The following is a 21,469-nucleotide window of genomic DNA, read 5'->3' on the forward strand; positions in this document are numbered from 1 at the left end:
CCCCGGATGCGTTTCGAGTTGCAGAACATGGAGTAAAGTTTATTGAGTGTAAACGAGTAGAAGAGTTGCTGGAACTCAGTAAGAAATACCCTGACCGTTATATCTATGACGAAAAGGAACAATGCTTTCGTTCACCAGTGATGGAGAGGAAGCTCGACGGGACTGGTATTGGTTACGTTTATTTCACAGATGCTGATTGTAACCCTCGGTTTCTGGCTAATATCCGTCATCTGATGGATTACTTGCGAAATAGTAAACAGAAAGATATTCCAACTGAAATGGAACGACAGTGTATAAATTTTATTACTAATTCACCGGTCATGGAAATCGGTGAACTTCTGGGTCATCACCCGCAATTAAAGGCAGATAATATTCTGCAAATGGTTGCTGATCGGAGGGTATTTGTTGATTTGGAAAATGACTTACTTTCTGAGCTGGAAACCTGCAAGTTATTTACTTCTGAAGCCAGTTGTCAGGTTTATTCATTAACCAGGGATGCCAAGCCTTCAAACAATTCTCAATTCTTGTCATCGATTAATATTCCCATTTCAGAGGGAATGATTTGTCGTCATGGGGAGCAACAGTGGTTGCTCCAGTCTATTGAGTCATCGAAGCAGACTGTGTTGGTTGAAATTACTGGGGGAAAAAAGACTCAATTGAAACCATTTAAGTTAGAGGATGTCAGAGGTCTCATTCAATCCAGAGAGTTATCGGTTGTTCATTATGAGCAGGAAGAAGATGTGCATACATCGCTTATGTTGTCTGCTAGCGAGGATAATCAAAAAAGAGCTTTGAAACGACATGCTGCTCTGAATCAGTTGATTGCAGGAGATATCAATCGCCATCAGGCTGCACAATATTTAGGGTGCAGTACTCGGACTATTCGACGATATTTGCAACGTCATAGTGAAGGTGTTACTCGCAGAGGCAATGGTTTACCTGAGTTAGTTGATAAAAATCAGGAAAAGGGTAATAGCGAAAGATTCATCGGTGGTAGGTCTCTGGAGCTTGCCAATGATGTAATTGATTCAGAATATCTCTCAGCAAAAAATAAGAATGTTGCAGCTATTTATCGAGATTATGTTCGTCTTTGTAAGGATGAACATATTGAATCAGGCTCTTATAGCTGGTTGAGACGTTTGATTAAATTGGTTGATCTTGGTAAACGAGTTCGTAAACGGGAAGGTCATAAAAAATTCAAAGCAATGATGCCTATCACCACAAGTGATGGAGTAATTGAGAGCAGGCGGGGCGCCCGTGCATATGAATATGTTCATATTGATCACACACAACTTGATCAAGCGTTAAAGTTTCCAAATATGAAACCAGCAAAGCCATGGTTAACGGTTGCTTCAGATTCTTATTCCCGGGATGTACTCGCTGTTTATCTCACAATGAATAGTCCGTCAATTGATTCTGTACTGATGGTTGTTCGGGAATTAATCCAACGGCATGGTCGGTTTCCAGAATCTTTTTGTGTTGATGGTGGAGCAGAGTTTGAAAGCGTCGTATTTGAGCAGTTGTGTGCTTTTTTTTCAGTGACAATTCATAGCCGAAAAAGTAATCCTCGTGGTGGTTCAGCTGTTGAGAGTGTATTCAAGCAGCTCAATGAAGCAGTCATACACGGCTTGACCGGAAATACAAAGCTTATGAAAAATCCACGACAATTAACGTCAAAAGTCAATCCTTTTCAAAATGCACTTTGGGATTTTCAATCTTTGAAGCAGTTACTGGAGGATTATTTTTATGAGCATTACAACAAAACAGAACATCCTGCTCATATGTTGATACCGGATGATGTCCTTGCAGAAAGTTTGATTCTTCACGGTGATCGGGATAATCGGAAAATTGATATTAATGATGAGCATTTACAAATCATGATGCTTCCATACGATAAACATAAACGAACCCGTATTATTCAGCCGGTAAAAGGTGTTGAAAGAAAAGGAAAGTACTATGGGCATGATTTATTCAGTAGCCCTGAATGGTTGGGGCGTGAAGTTGAGATACGTATCGATCCTGAAGATGATTCTTATGTGTATTGCAACCTGAATGGCTGGAAGCGTTGTAAACGAGTGGCTGTTGAGGATCGCTATTATCCGGGGATTGATCGATCAGTAATTACTGAAGCCAGCAGCTTCACCCGGTCTTTTCATTCACAGAAGGCAAGGGCTGAACGCGCTGTACCTATCAACAGGAAAATTGCTGACAAAGAACGGGAGCTTAAAGAACAGCAGGAAGATGAAATGGCAAAGCCATCAAAATCCAAAACTGGCAAAAGGGTTCCTTCGCTGCGTATTGAACCGGGTGTCAATGATATCGATGATTTTTAGTGGTTTTACCGTTCCTTGCAGGTGTGCTTTATCAGAGTTGGGCTTGGTAGTAGCTAAGATCAATCCAGTTTTCATCAAGAAACTATTTCACCTGAAATAGTCGCTTATTTCAAGTTAACAATTACAAGGATTAAGGAAGGTCTGAAATGGCAAAAACTTTACACCCTAACCGAAAATTCGGCGATGACATTCTTCAATTACCCATCACGGACAGGGTTGAATTTTTTGCGGATAAGCAGATTAAACATCAGATCTTGAGTCAAGCCTACGATGAGCTTCTGATGAAGGCTAAAAAAATAGGGGGCGTTGAATTTATCGAGATGGTTGGGCCAACAGGTGCTGGAAAAAGCTGTGCTGCCAGAAAGTTTGTTGAGGATAAATTGGCAGAAAGCCAGGAGTCTATGAAAAATGATCCTCGTATGGTGCCAGTTATTAGTGTGCAATGTCCTGCATCGATTGGCGGTAAATTTGCCTGGGATCCGTTGTTAAAGAGTATTTTAAGGACTGGTGGTGATGCTTTGATTGATAGCGGGAGCTACGCTCTGGAATTTTCGGAGGGAGTCAGCCAGAAAGAAATTTCGAAGTTGTTGCTGAAAGATAACAAGGTCTCTGACTTGGTGGAAGTCATCCAAAACTTTCTATTTCAGCGGCAAGTGAGGTACCTGATTATTGATGAAGCTCAGCATATTATTGATGCCTGCAGAACACCCTTGGAAGCGCTTCAATGTATGGAGCTGCTGAAGTCCCTGGCAAGTTTGAGTGGCTGTATTATTGTCTTGGTCGGAACTTACCGACTGTTGCGCTTTGGTGAAACCAGTGCGCAGCTCGGAAGGCGGTCGGAGATTATCGAGTTGGGGCCTTATCATAGAGGCTCTCAGAAAGACCTTGATCATTTTGCTTATGCCCTTGATGGATTGCTTGCGCGCTATCCCATACGCTTTTCTGATGCTTTGTTTGACAAAGTCAGTGAAATTCATTTGGGCTGCTGTGGCTGTATCGGCATTCTGAAGGACTGGTTGACCAAGACATTGTACAGAACGCTTGAATCTGGTGGGGATTATGTCAGCGTTAAAAGTCTGATGGATAATAGAATGGATCCCCGGGAATTGAACCGGGTTGCCGCAGAAATCAAGATGGGTAAAGATTATTTTTCCAGGGTTACGATGTTCGATGTCGAAGACATGCTGTTGGGTGGGGGAACACAAATTCATAAAAAATCGGGGCCAAGGGGTGTGCAGCGCAAACCCAGTCATGACCCAGTGGGGCCGCAACTATGATGGCAACCTTTCAACAATTACCACGCACTGTTCTGTTTGGTTTGGAGCCAGCTGATGCCGGTGATGGATACATGTTTGAGTCCGTGGGGAGTTATCTGGTTCGGCTGGCCTATGCTCATCGAAAAGCACCGCATCATTTTCTGAGACATTTTCTGAACCCTGTTCTCGGGCAGGGGCAGGTATCCAATGATCTGTTTATAAGTTATGGCTTTTCTGCAATGAACGGCTATCGGCCTAAGGCAGAGGTGTATGTGAGTGCTTTGGCAGTATTTACCGGGCAGCGTGGCGTAGAGTTATTATCCATGTCTCCCTGGAAAACATTGCTGGATTCTATGGGCAAAGGGCTCTTTCATTCTTCAAAAAAATGGTGCCCGGAGTGTCTGTATCAATGGCGTAGTGCGGGGGAGGTTTTGTATGAGCCGTTAATCTGGAGTTTGCAAAGTCTGGAAGCTTGCCCTATTCATCAATGTACTCTGAAAAGTAGCTGTTCAGATTGCGGTGCGAGACAGTATATGGTTCAGCGCGTTTTGCCCGTGGGGTATTGTCCTGAGTGCGGTTCATTTCTGGGTGAACCGAGTGGTGAGGATGACAGGCAGGCACTTTCACAAAAGGAGCTATATCTCTTGGACCTGGTGGCTAGTCGACACCTGGTAATAGAGGGTGTATCACTTCAACAGTTATTGAGAGATGGGATTCGGGTTGTGATGTCAAGGCTGGGTGTGACTTCGACAAAAAAGCTTGAGCAATTACTTTCTTTTTCGAAAGCAACAATCAGTCAGTGGTTTTCTGATGGTAAGCGTGGAACCAGACCGACATTGAGTACCTTGCTGAATTTTTGTGTTGCTGTGCAGGTTAGTCCGGCAGACCTGCTGTTTCACCATAAGCGGATTGACCCGGATGCGAAAATTGCAGAACTGGATGGGCGACAATCATACGATAATGCTGACAAGCTCGATTGGGTTGAGTGTCAGTTAACGAAAATTGTAAATGATTACAGCGAGATTATTTCGGTGAATCAGGTGGCAGGACAGCTCAAAGTTGGGGTGAGTTACCTGCGTTATCACTTTCCGGAAAAAACTGCCGAACTGGTTGCGAAAAATAATGAGCTTCGGGCAAAGCAGCGGAAGGCTCGAAATAAAAGAAAAATTTCGTTGGTTGAGGAGGCCTGTCAGCATTTATTAGATGGCGGTGTTTTTCCTTCCCATAATTATGTGCGGGCAGCCTTGAAAAATGAGTTGAAAAATTTTGGCTTTGGGGAGTTTACTGAAATATGGCGAGAGGTAACTGAAAAGCTGTAAAAATATCCATTCAAAGATTTCCTTTCTGAAATTCCTTTCTGTTTCTCTGTAAGAAAAATCCTGGATATTAACGTGGCTATGGCTTGCACATATTGTGCGGTCATGGGCTATGTCGTTTGGTAAGTTTACAGAATTTTCTTATTTTTCAGGCAGTTATTGGGAAATTTATTTTGCCGAAACTTGTCCGGGAATTTTTCTGAGAAAGTGTCCGCTTTCCCAAGTATTATGAGGGAATCTGAGCAAGAAAATGTCCGCTTTTCTGGAAAGCGTATGTGGAGATAAAAGGATTTGTCGGAGAAGTTGTCCAAACGGACAATATCCGTGATCACGGACAGGAAGGAATAAAACATTAATCATTGGTACCAGTGGTCGGACTCGAACCGACACGCCCGTGAAGGCAACGGATTTTGAATCCGTCATGTCTACCAATTCCATCACACTGGCATTTGATGTTGCTGAGCTTATGTTATCTGTTCGCTGATTTCAAAACTTTTTCTCATCGAGTGAAGAGTTGAGTCTGGCTGGCGAAGTGGCGGTTGCTCAAGTGCGGCGAAGTATATCAAAGAGATTATTGAGATCAAGCAGTTATTGAACAGTGGGAGCAAAAAAGTAAGTTAAGTCCGTAACGTGGCATGGGATAGCCCTCCTGACACTTCCTTCGTTTTGCAGTATCCTTCGGTGCTTTTTTAATATGACTGGTTTTTTTGTGCTTTTTTCCCATAAGTGGCGTGGGCTGCTTTTGGGAATGAAGACATTAACCACCGGATTGTCCATGCAAGTCAGTGATTTTGATTTTGATCTGCCCGATGAGCAGATTGCCCGGTTTCCTGCAGAGGATCGTACCGGCAGCCGCCTTCTGTGCCTTGATGGCAACAGTGGTGAGGTTCGGCATCAGCAGTTTTCTGATATAGAAAGTCTGCTTGAGCCCGGTGACCTGTTGGTGCTGAATAATACCCGGGTGATTCCGGCCCGTTTGTATGGTCAGAAAGAGACGGGTGGCAAAATTGAGGTGCTGATTGAGCGAGTGGTGGAGGATAACCTGGCGCTGGCCCAGGTTAGGGCCAGCAAGTCGCCAAAGCCGGGCGCTGTGTTATTGCTGGCAGATGGCGCGGTGCGTGTTGTTGTGGAAGGGCGTCGGGATTTTCTGTTTATTCTCCGGTTTGAAACATCGGTTTTACCGCTGCTGCTGGAACACGGCCACATGCCATTGCCACCTTATATTGACCGTGAAGATGGTGATAGTGATCGTCTGCGCTATCAAACGGTGTTTGCAGCAAAGGATGGCGCGGTGGCGGCACCAACGGCAGGGCTTCATTTTGATGAAGCGTTGCTGGCGCGTCTTGAGGCCAAAGGCGTTCAGAAAGTATTTGTGACGCTTCATGTGGGCTCAGGAACGTATCAACCGGTTCGGGTTGAAAAGATTGAAGACCATGTGATGCATGCGGAGTATATCGAAGTTTCTGAGGCCGTCTGTCAGGCGGTGCGGGAAACCCGTGCCAGGGGTAATCGTGTTGTTGCGGTTGGTACCACGTCGGTGCGCAGCCTTGAGTCGGCCTCGGCATCCGGTGAGATTGCCCCGTTCCAGGGGGATTCCAGCATCTTTATTTATCCGGGTTATGAATTTCGCAGTGTGGATTTGATGGTGACCAATTTTCATCTGCCGCAATCCACCTTGTTAATGTTGGTCAGTGCTTTTGCCGGTCGGGAAAATGTGCTGGCTGCCTATAAAGAAGCCGTTGAGCAAAAGTACCGTTTCTTCAGTTATGGCGACGCTATGTTGCTGACCCGTAAGGCGGACTGATTCCCAGACACTGTCGAGTTTATAGAAGGCGTGTCTTTGTAGTTTAAGAGAAAGAGCTATACAAAATTCATGACAAGAGAATGCTTTATGCAGTTTGAGCAGCTGGCTACCGATGGCAAAGCCCGTCGTGGTCGGTTGACCTTTCCCCGTGGCACGGTTGAAACACCATGCTTTATGCCAGTGGGGACCTATGGCACGGTAAAAGGCATGTTGCCAAGGGACATTAAAGAGATTGGTGCAGAAATTATTCTGGGTAATACCTTTCATTTGATGCTGCGTCCGGGCACCGAAATTATTCAGAAGCATGGCGACCTGCACGACTTTAACCAGTGGCACGGTCCGATTCTGACGGACTCCGGTGGCTTTCAGGTTTTCAGCCTGGGCAAGTTGCGCAAAATTACCGAAGAGGGTGTTTCTTTCCAGTCTCCGGTGGATGGTTCCAGGGTGTTTCTGAACCCGGAGATTTCCATGCAGGTTCAGCGTGAGCTGGGTTCGGACATCGTGATGATTTTTGATGAGTGTACGCCCGGTGATGCTAATGAAGAGCAGGCGCGTACCTCTATGGAGCTTTCTCTGCGTTGGGCGGCTCGCTCCAAGGCCGCTCACGGTGAAAGTCCTTCTGCCCTGTTTGGCATTATCCAGGGGGGCATGTTTGAAGAGTTGCGTGATGTGTCTCTGGCAGGTCTGACCGAGATTGGCTTTGATGGTTATGCCATTGGCGGTCTTTCCGTGGGTGAAAGCAAAGAGGATATGATGCGTATTCTCTCCCATATCACCCATAAAATTCCCGAGAGCCATCCCCGTTACCTGATGGGTGTTGGCAAGCCGGAGGATATTGTTGAGGCGGTTCGTCGTGGTGTTGATATGTTCGACTGTGTCATGCCAACCCGTAACGCCCGCAATGGTCACCTGTTTGTCGATGAAGGGGTGATCAAGATACGCAACTCGGCTCACAAGATGGATGAACGTCCGCTGGAAGAACACTGTGATTGCTATACTTGCCAGAATTTCAGTCGCTCATACCTGCACCATCTGGATAAGTGTGGTGAGATTCTCGGCTCCATGCTGAACACCATCCATAACCTGCGCTATTACCAGCGGGTGATGGCCGGTCTGAGAGGCGCTATCGAAGAAGGTAAGCTGGAAGCGTTTGTTGCCGAGTTCTATCGCAAGCGTGGTCAGGATGTTCCTGACTGGGGTTGATATTTTCTGGATAGTCCCAACTAACAGTCTGTTCGTGTAAATCCGGATAAGGTCCTGGGCTTGATGCTTTTGGAATTGAGCTCCGCCGCCGCTTTTGCCCGCTTTCGGCGAAGGGGTGGGTTCCGGACTGGTTGTTTTTCAGGTAAATTGCTGCGTCAACGGTAATAATACGATTAGGAGTATTGGAATGATTCCTTTCATCAGTCAGGCACACGCTGCGGCAGAAGGTGGTGCGGCTGCTGCGGCAGCTGGGCCGGGTATGATCGGGCAGCTGGTCATGCTGGGTGGTTTTGTGCTGATCTTCTGGCTGCTGATCTGGCGCCCCCAGAGCAAGCGTGCCAAAGAGCACAAAAACCTGATTGCCGGTCTGGCCAAGGGTGATGAGGTGGTCACCACTGGCGGTATTCTTGGCAAAGTCAGCAATGTAACGGACGAGTTTGTGACCCTGCAGGTTGCCGACAATATGGAACTGAACTTCCAGAAAGGTTCTGTGGCCGCTACCTTGCCCAAGGGTACCATCAAGGCCATCAAATAAGTTTTAGAAAAGCAGCCTTTTTGGCTGCTTTCTTTTACCAAATGGACCGTGCCATAGGCCTGAAGCCCGGAAAAGACTTTCCCGGTAAAGGCCGTATAACAATGCCGCTATTGCGCATCACTATTAAATCAGGAACCGGTGAGCCATGCTCAATCGCTATCCATTGTGGAAGTACCTGCTGATTCTGGTCATCGTAGGTCTCGGGTTTATTTATGCCCTTCCCAATCTTTACCCCGCAGACCCGGCAGTACAGGTGACGGGTGCCAGTTCGTCCAGAGTGATGGATGAGCGTGTTCAGCAGCGTGCTGAAAAGGCTCTGGCAGCGGCCAATGTTGATATCAAGTCTGTTGAACTTGACGACAAGGCATTGCTGATTCGTCTGAACCGTGCTGATCAGCAGCAGTTGTCAAAATCGCTGATCAAAGAAGCGCTTGGGGATGACTATATTGTCGCCATCAACCTGGCCCAGACGACGCCGGAATGGTTAACTGCTATCGGGGCCTACCCCATGAAGCTCGGGCTTGACCTGTCAGGTGGTGTTCACTTCCTGCTGGAGGTCGATACAGCAAAAGCCCTGCAGCTGAAAATGGATATTGCCACCTCAGAAATTCGAACGTCCCTGCGTAAAGAAAAGCTCCGCTATCGCACCATGCCTGAGCGTGCCGATGGTGCACGACAGCTGGCATTTAATGACGTGTCATCCCGTGACCAGGCTGTTCGCCTGATCAACACAGATTTTCCTGATTTGACGGTTGAGAACGCTGACGTTAATGGTCGCCCTGTGCTTTCCTATCGCTACTCTGAAACGGCCATTAAAGAGATTGAAGATTATGCGGTGCGTCAGAACCTGACCACGGTCCGTAACCGTGTCAATGAGCTGGGTGTGTCCGAGCCATTGGTTCAGCGTCAGGGTCGTAACGGCATCGTGGTAGAGTTGCCCGGCGTTCAGGATACGGCAGAAGCCAAGCGTATTCTGGGTAAGACTGCTAACCTGCAGTTCCGTCTTGAGGCGTTGCCCAATGCTTCCAGGGCCAGCACTGAGTCGTTCAGTTTCCGGGATGCCCGTCGTCCTGCGGTGGATCTTGAGCGGGATATCATCATTACCGGCGACCAGGTGTCCAGCGCCCAGTCCAACTTTGATGCCCAGACCGGTCAGCCGCAGGTTAATATCAATCTGGACAGTCATGGCGGTGCTGTCATGAACCGCGCGACCCGTAATAACGTGGGGCGGGCCATGGCGGTTATCTTTATTGAGCAGAAGCCTGTGACCAAAGTGGTCACCAAAACAGTCGACGGTCAGCAGGTTAAGGAAACAATCCCGGGTTTTCAGCAGGAAGAGAGTATTATCAGCCTGGCCACCATTCAGAGTGCGTTGGGTAATCAGTTCCGTATTACCGGCCTGAACTCCACTGCCGAAGCTTCTGAGCTGGCGTTGTTGTTGAGAGCGGGTTCTCTGGCTGCTCCGATGTATTTCGCTGAGGAAAGAACGGTGGGGCCAAGCCTGGGTGCGGAGAATATCCAGATGGGTATTCATTCCACCGTTATCGGTCTGTTTCTGCTGCTGATCTTTATGGTTGTGGTTTACCGGGTGTTTGGCGTGCTGGCGAACCTTGCCCTGGCCATGAACCTGGTGCTGCTGGTGGCGGTGATGAGTCTGTTTGGTGCCACACTGACCATGCCGGGTATTGCCGGTATTGTGTTGACGCTGGGTATGGCGGTGGATGCCAATGTGCTGATTTTTTCCCGTATTCGGGAAGAGATTCGCGGTGGTCGGCCGGTGCAGCGGGCGATCCATGACGGTTTTGACCGGGCGTTTGTGTCCATTTTCGACGGTAATATCACCACCCTGTTGGTGGGTATCATCCTGTTTGCCGTGGGAACCGGGCCAATCAAAGGTTTTGCGGTCACCCTGTGTATCGGTATTCTGACGTCTATGTTCACAGCCATTGTTCTGACCCGTGGCCTGGTCAACCTGACCCATGGCGGTCGTAACCTGAAGAAACTGTATATTTGAGGTGGCAGTGGTGAATGATTTGAAAGTCATCAATTTCATGCGGCTACGCTCCTACGCTTCGGTGTTGTCGCTGTTGTTAATGCTGGGCTCTGTTGGTGCTCTTGCGGTTAAGGGGATTAACTGGGGGCTGGATTTTACCGGCGGCACGCTGATTGAGCTGGTGTATGATCAACCGGTGAAAACGGCTGATATCCGTGATCAGCTGGCAACCGCCGGTTATGACAACGTTGTCGTTCAGGAGTTTGGTTCGGCCGAGGATATTCTGGTTCGTATTCCCGGCGATGATCCGAAAATGGGGGCATCAGTTGCCGGCCTTCTGGGGCAGAACTATGACGGCAACGTTGAGGCTGTGCGCGTTGAGTTTGTCGGGCCTCAGGTGGGTGAGAGACTGAGGGAGCAGGGCGGCCTTGGTATGCTGTTCGCCATGTTGCTGATTACGCTCTACATCGCTTTTCGTTTCCAGTTCAAATTCTCCGTTGGTGCGATTCTGTCCCTGGCTCACGATGTGATTTTTACCCTGGGTCTGTTTGCCCTGTTAGGGTTGCAGTTTGACCTGACGGTGATGGCGGCGCTGCTTGCAGTGATTGGTTACTCACTGAACGACACCATTATTGTTTATGATCGTATCCGTGAGAATTTCCGCAAGCTGAGAAAAGGGGATGCCGATGAGGTGATCAATGTCTCATTGACCCAGACCCTGGGTCGTACCTTGGCCACTTCCGGTACCACCTTGATGGTGTTGCTGGCCCTGTTCCTGTTCGGTGGCGAAATGATCCATAACTTTGCCCTGGCATTGATTGTGGGTGTGGGTGTGGGTACTTATTCCTCCATCTATATCGCTTCCAATATGCTGATCTACATGAGAATCAGCAGGGAGGATCTGATTGTTCCGGTGAAGGAAAATGAAGACTCTGAACAGATGCCATAACGCATCGGATTGAAGAGGTTAAAAAACCGGCAATTTTGCCGGTTTTTTTTTGGTCTATAGTAAATTTCTTGCAAGGCAGGGCACCATAAATACCAATTAAAGAGGTTGCTATGTTTACGGGAAATAATTTTCATCCATGTGGTCATGATGTAACCGTTAGCCATCGCAGAACAGATTCGGGTGCCCGTGGAGGGGCAGATGGTTCTTTTGATAGCCGCTCTGTGAGACCTTCACAAGACTCTGCTTCGCAATATTCACAATACATGAAAGATCGGGAAACACTGTTTGGACGACCGCAGGCGCATTGTTCTGAGCATTGTCCTGGCGAGGGTGGTGATCGTCTCAGGCATCGTGACAGCATCATACCGATATTGTCGGATAGGTTTGAGGCAAAACTGAATGGTGGCACTGAGGCAGCAACAAAAGAAACCGGTGGCAGCAGATTTAACACCGACAAGTACAGGGACGAATGGCTTGCCGGGCCAGAACCGAACAGTGTGGTTGTGGCAAATGGAACACCACTTGATTCTACCTATGCGTGTTTGAATGGCAAAAATGGTTCCACCCAGGTGGTAAAAGTATTGAAACGAAATGATGTTGCGCCTGAAACAGCCTGTTTAACGCAGGTGATGAGAAGTAATTGCCAACTTCCTTCCTCTGAGATGACGATTGATTTAACGCCGGTGGTGGTCACTGATGACTGCTGGGATTCAGTGGCGCTCCATATTCAGCTTCTCACGACTGCCAAAAGTGCTCCCCGGGCCTCCGGTGGGCGCGAGCCAGTGACCAAGACCTGGCAAACTATTTCAGGGGCATTTCTGCAAATGTGTCACCGTTCCGGTTGTCCACTGCAAGACTCCCGATCCTATTTATTCAAGGATGGTGATCATTTTTTGGTGGCCAGTGTAACGCTCAGATCCACTGGCGATGTCCGGGAGTCGACTGTTGGCCTGCTGGCCAGGGATGCCCGGGTTTCAAGCATTACCGCCAATGCCAGTTTAAGAAAAAAACTGAACATTACTGATATTCCCGCGGCTATCAATATCGGGAAGCTTGCCGAAAAGTTTGACTACAATGGTGAAGCTTACGGTATAGGTGGTGCGAATGAGGCCATTCGACAGTTTATAGATGCGTTTATCAGTCCACGACTAGTGCCGGATAAGCTGAAAAATACCATGAAATGTCAACTGACCAGGGGTGGGATTCTTTCGGGGCCTCCGGGTACGGGTAAAACGCTGTTTATCCGGGTTATTGAGTCCTTACTCAAGGAAAATGGCTTTACCGTATCGACGCGGATTATTTCCGGGCCGGAGGTTTTTAACAAATATGTCGGTGAGTCGGAGCAGCGGGTCAGAGCGATTTTTTCAGATGACGACCCGGAAAATAAACAGAGTATTCGTCTGGTGTTAATTGATGAAATTGATTCGATGCTGCCGGCCAGGGGGAGGGCGGGCGATAATGGCACCGGGGATAAAGTCGTTAATCAGTTTTTGACCTGCCTGGATGGAATTGAGGAGCAAAGTGGCCTGATTGTTTTCGGCACAACCAATCGGCCAGACCTGATTGATCCGGCCGTGATGCGCCCCGGGCGCATGGATATGCAGATGAAGTTTAATTTGCCAGAAGGCGACCAGCGTCTTCAGATTTTAAAGATTCAGACCAGGAATCTGTCGGATGGCGGGATGTTGAATCCGGATGTCTCTCTTGAAGAGCTGGCGAAAAATACCGCCGGCTTCAGTGGTGCTGAACTGGGATCCCTGGTGGAGAAGGCGATGCAATCGGCTCTGCGCAGGGGGCAGGGGCTGGCAGAGAGCGACACTTTTTTTTGTCCTCAGGCGCTCAGTCAATTAGCGACACTGGATGTCTGCATGGCTGATTTCAAATGGGCTTTTACCCGGGTTCAGCCGCAGTTCGGGAAAAGTAATTTCATGTCCCTGGCGGGGAAAACCTTCGAGTACGAGGGCTATTTACCAGAAATGGTCAGTCAGCTTAAGACGACACTGGCTGATTTTAAGCGGGATGATTCCCGCTCGACTCTGCGTATTCTTATTACAGGTCCTCAGGGTAGTGGTAAATCAACACTGGCTGCCCTGGCGAACCATGAGTTTGGTTCTTTTTGCAGCTATGTGTCGGCCACTGATGTGGTCAAATCCAGGGACCGCACCAGGCCGTTGAATGATGTATTTGCACAGCGGCTTAATCATCAGACCAATCCTGACTGTCATTATGTCGTGATTATTGACGATTTTGATACCATGATTAACTACGATGGTGCTTTCTATGACCGTGCCATGGTGTCTGTGCTGGATGCTCATACCAAGCAATCGTTGCAGGGGCTGGAGGGAGGGAAATTGCTCACGCTCGTTACCGCGACAGCGCATGAAGAGGGAGGGGCTGATTTTCTTTCCCGCCTGTTTCCCGACGATCTGGTGTTCAAAACGATCGGTAAGGAGAAGCTGCAAAATATATTGCCTGCTGATCATGGGCAGGGAAGGTCTGGCTGAGGTGAGGGAGAAGTGAGGCGGAATAGCCTCACTCTACATGGAGTCAGTAGCGGAACATGCCTTCGGTAACGAAAGGTCTGATGCGCTTCAGTACTTCTTTGAAGCAGCCACTGTTGCCGGCAACGATCTGGTTGTTCTTCATGTAGGTATGACCACCTTTGAAGTCACCAACCAGTCCGCCCGCTTCCTGAATCATCAGTACGCCTGCGGCCATATCGTAGTCCTGCAGGCCGATTTCCCAGAATGCATCCAGACGACCGGCAGCCACATAAGCCAGGTCGAGAGCGGCAGAGCCAGCGCGACGGATACCAGCAGTATCCCCCAGCAGGGTTCTCATCATGTTCAGGTAGCTGTCCAGGTGGTTGATGCCCGGTTGCATGAATGGGATGCCGGTACCGATCAGTGCGCCGTCCAGATTTCTGCGGTTGCCAACGCGAATACGTTTGCTGTTCAGGGTGGCACCGTGGCCACGGCTGGCGCAGTACTCTTCCTCTTTGAGCGGGTCGAGAATAACGGCGTGCTCAAGGCGTCCGCGGTATTGAACCGCAATGGAAACCGCAAAATGAGGGATGCCATTGATGAAGTTGGTGGTGCCGTCAAGCGGGTCGATGATCCAGAGGTAATCTTTGCCTTCACCCTTGCCTTCACGGTGTCCGCTTTCTTCACCGTAGAAGCCATGGTCAGGGTAGGTTTTGCTCAGAGAGGCGATAATGGCCTTCTCAGCAGCCTTGTCCACCTCAGTTACAAAGTCGTTACGGCTTTTGAATTCGATATTAACGTGATCGAGATCTTTGTAGGCGCGGGCTATGATTTCGCCAGCCTGGCGTGCTGCACGCAGCGCCATATTAACCATCGGTTGCATAGGCTTAGTTACATCTGAAATGTGAAAGATCGTATGGGGATGGGATTGTACCGGATTCAACGATCCGATTGTATCCTGGCCCGGATATTTCATAAACGTGCTCCCGCTCTCGCTTGTCCTTTGCCGCTCTAAGGGAGTTTTGCTCAGTCGACCGTACTCCCCGGTACGGCGCTCCCTCACAAAATCCCTTAGAGCGACAAAGTCCTCGGCTTTGGCATCCTGCGTCGCCCTATCTCCCACATCCATGTGGTCGTGCGCGAGATTCGGGGCAGTTTATGAAATATCCGGGCTATGCTGTGAAAATGCCTGTCGTTCAGAGGGTAGCAACATTTTCACGAAAAAGTGGGGGCGCATTCTGACAGGATGCCCTTTAACTTGCAATGGAGTATGTGCGTCTGCCGGTCGGTAGTTTTACTATAAGCTTGGCATTGGCCGTAATTTGAGTACACTGACTGGCTGATACTACATGAAGCTAGAGATTCCTGCGGTGCTCGACAATTTTTCCGAGAACATTTCCATAGTACTGGTCAATCCTTCCCATCCCGGTAACATCGGGGCTGCTGCCCGTGCCATGAAAACCATGGGGTTAAGCCAGTTATGTCTGGTCGCACCGGATGAGTTTCCATCCGGCACCGCAACAGCCCTGGCTTCTGGCGCTGACGATATCCTGAGAAATGCCAGGGTTTGTGCAACATTGGATGAGGCCCTGGCGGATTGTCAGTTTGTGGTGGGTACCAGCGCCCGGGTAAGAGGTGTTTCTCTCCCGCTGGTGGACCCCCGAGCATGTGCCCGGAGTATTATTGACGAAGCAGTGACCCATAAGGTCGCCCTGATTTTTGGCCGGGAAGATAAAGGCCTGACCAATGATCAGTTGCGACGCTGTCATCTGCAGGTTCATATCCCAACCAATGAAGAATTCAGCTCTCTCAATCTGGGGGCGGCGGTACAGGTACTCTGTTATGAGTTGCGGATGATGCAGTTGCTCAGTGCTGATACCCTTGAGATGCCCGAGCCCCGCAGTCATGAGTTGGCAAATATGGAGGATATGGAGCGTTACTATGACCATCTGTACCAGGTGTTGCTGGAGATTGGTTTTCTCGATCACAGCAGCCACGAGAAGATTATGGCCAAATTGCGTCGCCTTTATGGGCGGGTTCGTCCGGATCGTGTTGAGCTGAGTATTCTTCGGGGGGTTCTGTCAGAAACCCAGCGATGTCTTGCCACGAAAGAAACAGAATGAGCAGGACATGGATAATAACAGACAGGCGCAGACCATGTTTGAGCGAATAAAAGAAGATATTAAAACAGTAATGGACCGGGATCCGGCGGCACGGAACACCTTCGAGGTGGTTACCAACTACCCCGGGCTGCACGCGTTATTGCTGCACAGGGTGTCGCACAAACTCTGGACGTCGGGGTTTTTCTGGCTGGGGCGCATGCTGTCAACATTTAATCGCTGGTTAACCGGTATTGAGATACATCCGGGCGCTACCATTGGTCGACGCTTTTTTATCGATCATGGTATGGGGGTTGTTATTGGAGAAACGGCGGTCATACACGATGATGTCACTCTTTATCATGGTGTGACGCTGGGAGGTACTTCTCCCAATAAGGGCAAGGAGCATCCGGCGAACCAGGGTAAGCGGCACCCGACGTTGGCTAATGGCGTCGTTGTGGGAGCTGGCGCAAAAGTGCTTGGACCATTTGTGGTAGGAGAAGGAGCGAGAGTTGGGTCAAATGCGGTGGTTGTGCGTGCAGTTCCGCCGGGGGCAACCGTTGTTGGTATTCCCGGCAGGATTGTGAAGAAGTCGGAGGTGACCGATAGCAATGGTGAACGCCGTCATGCCAATGCGGAAAAGATGGCGGAGAAAATGGGTTTTGATGCCTATGCCGTCACATCTGAAATGCCTGACCCTACCGCCCATGCCATCTCGGCTATGCTGGATCATCTCCATGAAGTGGATTCCCGCTTTGATACTTTGTGCCAGGTGTTAAAAGACCATGGTCTTGAGTGCAAGGTGCGGCCATTGCCAGAGTTAAAGAAAGAAGACTTTGCACCTGTGAAAGAGGAGATTACTTCATCGCTACCGTAGCTGTGAGTTTAATCTGACTGGCTTTCCAGTGATGATCTGGCTTTTTTCCTGGTTAGAGTGGGTGGCAAGTGATATATGGTGCTTTGTTTCAGGATGATTGTCCCGATCCCGTGAGCAGTTCCTGAAATATTGCCGCAGCATTTTCTGCTGAAATTGTTGCGGCAAAGGTATTGCATTTTTTAGAAGTATTGATAATATGCGCGGCACTTCAGTCGGTTAGCTCAGTTGGTAGAGCACCACCTTGACATGGTGGGGGTCGCTGGTTCAAGTCCAGTACCGACTACCAGATTTTTATCTTTCCTCAGTAATATTCTGCATAGCCAGCGATGGCCATTTTGACGATTGGCATTGTTAATCTTAACTTCGTGTTGTCTATTCTCAATCCTTTTGGATTCGTATTCCAAATTTGCAGTCTGGGGCCATGAAGTACGCAATCATCGCTTGCACATTTGGAAATCTTTTTGGGTTGACACAACTGTCACTGAGTTCGGCTATTGATCCATCGGTTCGTTTTACCAGTGTGCAGAAATGTTTAGCATTCTGGTCGACACAGACAGCCGTCCAATTCTGTTGCAATACCTTTGCCATTGATGATTTGGGAATGATGTCATAATTTACGTGTAGCTCATTTGGAATACCAAATAACCATGAAGGGAAAGTGTTTCCACGATCAATGGGATTATTAAATTTCTCTGGAAGGTGTCTGGTGCGATTGTCTGTTTGTTTTGTTGATAGTTGGTATTTATAGAAGCTGCTCCAGTCCTTGGCCAGGTTAATAGCTTTTGCACGTTCTTTGCTTTCTATATCTTTTATTCTTTCTTCCTCACGATGCAGTTTATCTTGCAACTTGGCTAAATCTTCTTCATGTCCCGGTAGGAGTAGTTCATTAAGAAAAATAGACTCCGCTTTCTCCTTTATCTTTTTTTTATGGGCTTCTGGGTCTTCCTTTTTTAGGTCTTCAATAGTGGCACGTTTTTCTTTATTGTCGATGGCTGTTTGTCTTATTAGACTTTCAAGATCTGCCCGTTCCTTACGAAGATTTATAAGGCTATTTTGAATTTTACGTTTTTCTTCAATCTCTTCGTTCGGTATAGGGTGTGTTTCCGGGCAAAGAGCATCCTCGCCAATAAGCTGGTAGGCAGTGACGAAAAAGAGATAATTCTGGTTATGTATTTCACACTGATTTTGTGAGATTGGCAGGCAATCATAGTCTCTGTTTTTAATGCCTTTCAGGGGAAGGTCTTCTGGTTTTGCGTCGGGTGATCTGGCTGCATGGTACATGCTTCTTTGCATTTCTTTTAATTTGTCTAAATCATTCTGCAGTTTCTGGGTGGTATTGCACCATTGACCGCTTTTGAATTGCGCGCGGTAGAGAGCAAATGTATTTTTGAGTGCGCTGCGAATACGTGATTTTGTCTCGGGGTCCCAGCGAGAAGCATTATCAGGGCCGGGAATGTTTATCAGATCAATTTCAGCATCAATATTGTCCAGAAATTGTTGGATTTTCCATTGCACCTTCCCTGAAGGGGGTTGTGCAGCTGTTATTGTCGGTTGTGTCAGCTTTTTTTTGCTTTGATATTCACGCAGTTCAAGGGGCTTTTGTTTGATGGGTAAGCTTTCGGGTTTTGTTGCAGGAGACTTTCTGTGGGGTGTGCGCGGCAGAGATGCTTTTAATAAACCTGGTGTCACCTTGGCATGTTTCTTGGGAAAGGTCTTATCTTTGCCCCGTAACGCAGATTTGTCCCATTGGGCGGCAGATGTTGCTGTTGCCCATTCATTGTAATGTTCTTTTATGGCCCTGTAATTTGGTAGTTTGGCGCAGGTTAAATCTATTTTGAACTTACCGTTTTTTCCGGGCATGTAGTGAATTTGCCCATCCAGCGATGTGATGGCTGCGGCATCATCGTTAAAGTATGCACTATCTGTCTGGTTTTCCAGAAGACTTTTAAGTCTTTTGTAGTGTTCATCCGTCAGCAGGTTTTCAGATCTGGATGATGCATTGGCTGATGCCGTTCGTGGGCCTGGAGTCGGGTATTTTTCTTTTAGTGTTGCATCATTGGCTGGCCTGACCAGGGATTTGCTGGCGTTGTGCGGTGCAACCCTGAGTTGCGCGAGGCTTTTAATCTGTGGAGGGAGTTTGTCGTAAAATGCCTTCGCAAGCGCTAGATTGAGTGGGCTGTTTTTGTGTTCGCCAATCTCTTCGTTGACAATGCAGATAACCTTTCTTCTATTGCTTATCAGGCATGTGTTTTCAGTGTCCAGTCGATATGTATCGTCTAAAAGGCGTTGCTCGAGTTGTGCAGAAAAGCTTTGGATCAGGACTGTGTAGAGTTGAGTATCCATTGTTGCAATCCTTGGGTAAATAATGGTTCTCGGTTGATTCCTTTGTGAGGGAGTCGCAATTTTTAGACAGGTATTTTCTCTAAAAGATCCCCGGTTAACGCTGTTGTCAGTGAAACTAACTCAGCAGGAGGGGAATTTGCTGGTCAATTGTGGTGTGCCAGCTACTGGGAAAAGTGTCTTTGAAAGTTGGAGCTGCTTTCTATAAAATGCCGAAAAAATATATGAATCTGCTTTTTAACATCTTTTTCATCTCCGATTTATTTGACAATTCGTTTAAGTTTTATCGCTAATAGTTGACTATTTTGCTAGGGTATTTCATAATGCCGCGCAAGTACCTTGAGTCTGTAAATATTCTGCTGTCCGGGGAGTCACAGTTAAGAATCTTGGGCTTAAGGTGATCATGAACGGATAAAGAGTGATAACTCTGCCTGAATAGCAAGAGAGATGCTGTATGAGATTGACGACCAAAGGACGTTATGCGGTGACCGCCATGCTGGATCTGGCACTTCATTCCGATCAGGGGCCGGTTTCTCTCGCAGATATATCGGATCGTCAGGAAATCTCTCTCTCTTACCTGGAACAGCTGTTTTCCAAGCTACGTCGTGGTGATCTGGTTTGCAGTGTGCGGGGGCCCGGGGGAGGCTATCGACTCAGTCGTGGTACTGAAGCTATTTATGTTGCCCAGGTGATCGATGCTGTTAATGAGTCCGTAGACGCTACAAAGTGCAAGGGAGCAGGCGGTTGCCAGAAAGGTGTAACCTGTCTGACCCATCACTTGTGGCAGGACCTGAGTGAACAGATTCATTCGTTTCTTGGAGGGATCAGCCTCGCTGATCTTGTTGCGCGCAGGGAAGTGCAAAGTGTTGCTATTCGTCAGGATGAGCAGCAAGACAACAAAATTGCCGCTGACACCATCCTGTAAGGCATCTTTTTACAGTGCTTTGAAGATGCGTGTGTAGTGGCATGATGATTTTAACCCTTTGCGAATCAAGGGTATTGAGCGTACTGACCGCCTGGAGATGTACCAGATGAAATTACCTATTTATCTCGATTATTCCGCAACAACGCCGGTTGACCCGCGAGTGGCTGAGAAGATGATTCAGTGCCTCTCTCTTGAAGGTAATTTCGGTAACCCGGCTTCCCGCTCCCATGTCTTTGGCTGGCGTGCTGAAGAGGTTGTTGAAGATGCCCGTCGTCAGGTTGCCGATCTTATTCATGCTGATCCAAGAGAGATTGTCTGGACGTCCGGTGCTACTGAATCCGATAATCTGGCCATTAAGGGTGTTGCTCATTTTTACAGCAAAAAGGGCAAGCACATTGTTACCTCCCGAATTGAACATAAGGCGGTACTGGACCCTTGCCGTCAGCTGGAGCGAGAAGGGTTTGAAGTCACCTACCTGGAGCCTGACAGCGATGGCCTGATCACGCCGGAAATGGTGGAAAATGCCCTGCGTGATGACACCATTCTGGTGAGTTTGATGCACGTCAACAATGAGATTGGTGTGATCAACGATATTGACGCCATTGGTGATCTGACCCGTTCACGCAAGATTGTCTTTCATGTGGATGCGGCACAAAGTGTCGGCAAAATTCCGCTGAATATGGCAACGATGAAAGTCGATCTGCTGTCCATTTCTGCCCATAAACTCTATGGCCCGAAAGGTATCGGTGTTCTTTATGTCCGCCGCAAGCCCCGAATTCGTCTGGAAGCCCAGATGCACGGTGGCGGTCATGAGCGGGGTATGCGCTCCGGTACTCTGGCCACTCACCAGATCGTTGGTATGGGTGAGGCATGCCGTATTGCTGCGGCGGAGATGGATTCAGAAAGAGCGCGTCTGGCTGTATTGAAAGATCGAGTGCTTTCCCAGCTGTCCGACCTGGAAGAAGTTCATGTGAATGGCTCTCTTGAGCAGCGGGTTCCGGGGATTTTAAATATCAGCTTTGCCTTTGTTGAAGGGGAGTCTTTGATGATGTCCCTGAAAGACCTTGCTATCTCCTCTGGCTCCGCATGTACCTCCGCCAGCCTTGAGCCATCTTATGTGCTGAGGGCTCTGGGCTTGAGTGATGAGCTGGCCCATAGTTCCCTGAGGATCAGTCTGGGTCGCTTTACTTCAGAGGCTGAAGTGGATCATGCCGTAGCAGAGATCAGAGAAGCGGTTGCAAAACTGAGAGAGCTGTCACCGCTATGGGATATGTACAAAGATGGCGTTGACCTCAGTCAGGTTGAATGGGTCGCACACTGATTTTTTATGAAGTTTTGCCACAAACAAAACTTCAG

The 21,469-nt window shown here is 48.3% G+C and carries 15 protein-coding genes and 2 tRNA genes; 14 read left to right on the forward strand and 3 right to left on the reverse strand.

The annotated features are described in order from the left end of the window. From ACO6V1_RS01590 to ACO6V1_RS01600, 3 genes are all read left to right on the forward strand, one after another. A partial coding sequence (locus tag ACO6V1_RS01590; protein ID WP_422465545.1) for a hypothetical protein occupies positions 1-2,333 on the forward strand: 2,333 nt, incomplete at its 5' end. Positions 2,334-2,479: 146 nt separating this feature from the next. Continuing rightward, a complete protein-coding gene (locus ACO6V1_RS01595; protein WP_422448481.1) occupies positions 2,480-3,610 on the forward strand; it encodes a TniB family NTP-binding protein in 1,131 nt (376 codons plus the stop codon). After that, a complete protein-coding gene (locus ACO6V1_RS01600; RefSeq protein WP_422465547.1) occupies positions 3,607-4,908 on the forward strand; it encodes a TniQ family protein in 1,302 nt (433 codons plus the stop codon). Before ACO6V1_RS01595 ends, ACO6V1_RS01600 begins: the two co-directional genes overlap by 4 nt. A 357-nt stretch (positions 4,909-5,265) precedes the next feature. Here the strand turns inward: ACO6V1_RS01600 and ACO6V1_RS01605 are convergent. Next, positions 5,266-5,352 (reverse strand) — tRNA-Leu (locus tag ACO6V1_RS01605). A gap of 328 nt (positions 5,353-5,680) precedes the next feature. Here ACO6V1_RS01605 and queA point away from each other — a divergent pair. The 6 genes from queA to ACO6V1_RS01635 all read left to right on the forward strand — a co-directional run bounded on the left by queA (position 5,681) and on the right by ACO6V1_RS01635 (position 13,893). Further along, complete coding sequence (queA, locus tag ACO6V1_RS01610) at positions 5,681-6,709, forward strand: tRNA preQ1(34) S-adenosylmethionine ribosyltransferase-isomerase QueA (RefSeq protein WP_422465590.1); 1,029 nt, start codon at positions 5,681-5,683, stop codon at positions 6,707-6,709. Positions 6,710-6,778: 69 nt separating this feature from the next. Then, a complete protein-coding gene (gene tgt, locus ACO6V1_RS01615; protein ID WP_194246433.1) occupies positions 6,779-7,912 on the forward strand; it encodes a tRNA guanosine(34) transglycosylase Tgt in 1,134 nt (377 codons plus the stop codon). Positions 7,913-8,099: 187 nt separating this feature from the next. Continuing rightward, positions 8,100-8,447 (forward strand): preprotein translocase subunit YajC, encoded by a 348-nt coding sequence (yajC, locus tag ACO6V1_RS01620; RefSeq protein ID WP_101746272.1) that lies wholly within the window; start codon positions 8,100-8,102, stop codon positions 8,445-8,447. A gap of 145 nt (positions 8,448-8,592) precedes the next feature. Next, on the forward strand, positions 8,593-10,461 hold the full coding sequence (secD, locus tag ACO6V1_RS01625) for a protein translocase subunit SecD (RefSeq protein ID WP_422465549.1): 1,869 nt from the start codon (positions 8,593-8,595) through the stop codon (positions 10,459-10,461). Positions 10,462-10,471: 10 nt separating this feature from the next. Next, positions 10,472-11,389 (forward strand): protein translocase subunit SecF, encoded by a 918-nt coding sequence (secF, locus tag ACO6V1_RS01630; protein ID WP_101746270.1) that lies wholly within the window; start codon positions 10,472-10,474, stop codon positions 11,387-11,389. Positions 11,390-11,499: 110 nt separating this feature from the next. Continuing rightward, positions 11,500-13,893, forward strand: coding sequence for an AAA family ATPase (locus tag ACO6V1_RS01635; protein WP_422465551.1), 2,394 nt, complete (start codon positions 11,500-11,502; stop codon positions 13,891-13,893). 43 nt (positions 13,894-13,936) lie between these two features. On the opposite strand, the gene ACO6V1_RS01640 is transcribed toward ACO6V1_RS01635, so the two are convergent. Then, positions 13,937-14,755 (reverse strand): inositol monophosphatase family protein, encoded by an 819-nt coding sequence (locus ACO6V1_RS01640; protein ID WP_269673861.1) that lies wholly within the window; start codon positions 14,753-14,755, stop codon positions 13,937-13,939. Positions 14,756-15,221: 466 nt separating this feature from the next. On the opposite strand from ACO6V1_RS01640, the gene ACO6V1_RS01645 reads away from it, so the two are divergent. The 3 genes from ACO6V1_RS01645 to ACO6V1_RS01655 all read left to right on the forward strand — a co-directional run bounded on the left by ACO6V1_RS01645 (position 15,222) and on the right by ACO6V1_RS01655 (position 17,134). Further along, positions 15,222-15,995: an RNA methyltransferase gene (locus ACO6V1_RS01645; protein ID WP_422465553.1), complete on the forward strand. Its 774-nt coding sequence runs from the start codon at positions 15,222-15,224 to the stop codon at positions 15,993-15,995. Positions 15,996-16,002: 7 nt separating this feature from the next. Then, positions 16,003-16,848 carry a serine O-acetyltransferase gene (gene cysE, locus ACO6V1_RS01650; RefSeq protein ID WP_422448469.1) on the forward strand — a complete coding sequence of 282 codons (846 nt, stop codon included), beginning with the start codon at positions 16,003-16,005 and terminating at the stop codon, positions 16,846-16,848. A gap of 210 nt (positions 16,849-17,058) precedes the next feature. Further along, a tRNA-Val gene (locus ACO6V1_RS01655) sits at positions 17,059-17,134 on the forward strand. 92 nt (positions 17,135-17,226) lie between these two features. On the opposite strand, the gene ACO6V1_RS01660 is transcribed toward ACO6V1_RS01655, so the two are convergent. Next, a complete protein-coding gene (locus ACO6V1_RS01660; RefSeq protein WP_422465555.1) occupies positions 17,227-19,191 on the reverse strand; it encodes a hypothetical protein in 1,965 nt (654 codons plus the stop codon). Positions 19,192-19,642: 451 nt separating this feature from the next. Here ACO6V1_RS01660 and iscR point away from each other — a divergent pair, with 451 nt between their 5' ends. Together iscR and ACO6V1_RS01670 are read left to right on the forward strand one after the other, a co-directional pair. Next, a complete protein-coding gene (iscR, locus tag ACO6V1_RS01665; RefSeq protein ID WP_269673865.1) occupies positions 19,643-20,113 on the forward strand; it encodes a Fe-S cluster assembly transcriptional regulator IscR in 471 nt (156 codons plus the stop codon). 106 nt (positions 20,114-20,219) lie between these two features. Beyond that, positions 20,220-21,434 (forward strand): IscS subfamily cysteine desulfurase, encoded by a 1,215-nt coding sequence (locus ACO6V1_RS01670; protein WP_422448463.1) that lies wholly within the window; start codon positions 20,220-20,222, stop codon positions 21,432-21,434. Positions 21,435-21,469 lie beyond the last annotated feature (35 nt).

It is taken from the genome of Endozoicomonas sp. ALC013 (assembly GCF_049310205.1).
In the GTDB taxonomy this organism is placed as follows: domain Bacteria; phylum Pseudomonadota; class Gammaproteobacteria; order Pseudomonadales; family Endozoicomonadaceae; genus Endozoicomonas.

Excerpts from the sequence above, each read along its gene's own strand:
- ACO6V1_RS01595 (WP_422448481.1), top strand. The coding sequence starts at position 2,480 with ATGGCAAAAACTTTACACCCTAACCGAAAATTCGGCGATGACATTCTT.
- ACO6V1_RS01600 (WP_422465547.1), top strand. The coding sequence starts at position 3,607 with ATGATGGCAACCTTTCAACAATTACCACGCACTGTTCTGTTTGGTTTG.
- queA (WP_422465590.1), top strand. The coding sequence starts at position 5,681 with ATGCAAGTCAGTGATTTTGATTTTGATCTGCCCGATGAGCAGATTGCC.
- tgt (WP_194246433.1), top strand. The coding sequence starts at position 6,779 with ATGACAAGAGAATGCTTTATGCAGTTTGAGCAGCTGGCTACCGATGGC.
- yajC (WP_101746272.1), top strand. The coding sequence starts at position 8,100 with ATGATTCCTTTCATCAGTCAGGCACACGCTGCGGCAGAAGGTGGTGCG.
- secD (WP_422465549.1), top strand. The coding sequence starts at position 8,593 with ATGCTCAATCGCTATCCATTGTGGAAGTACCTGCTGATTCTGGTCATC.
- ACO6V1_RS01635 (WP_422465551.1), top strand. The coding sequence starts at position 11,500 with ATGTTTACGGGAAATAATTTTCATCCATGTGGTCATGATGTAACCGTT.
- ACO6V1_RS01640 (WP_269673861.1), bottom strand. The coding sequence starts at position 14,755 with ATGCAACCGATGGTTAATATGGCGCTGCGTGCAGCACGCCAGGCTGGC.
- ACO6V1_RS01645 (WP_422465553.1), top strand. The coding sequence starts at position 15,222 with ATGAAGCTAGAGATTCCTGCGGTGCTCGACAATTTTTCCGAGAACATT.
- cysE (WP_422448469.1), top strand. The coding sequence starts at position 16,003 with ATGGATAATAACAGACAGGCGCAGACCATGTTTGAGCGAATAAAAGAA.
- ACO6V1_RS01660 (WP_422465555.1), bottom strand. The coding sequence starts at position 19,191 with ATGGATACTCAACTCTACACAGTCCTGATCCAAAGCTTTTCTGCACAA.
- iscR (WP_269673865.1), top strand. The coding sequence starts at position 19,643 with ATGAGATTGACGACCAAAGGACGTTATGCGGTGACCGCCATGCTGGAT.
- ACO6V1_RS01670 (WP_422448463.1), top strand. The coding sequence starts at position 20,220 with ATGAAATTACCTATTTATCTCGATTATTCCGCAACAACGCCGGTTGAC.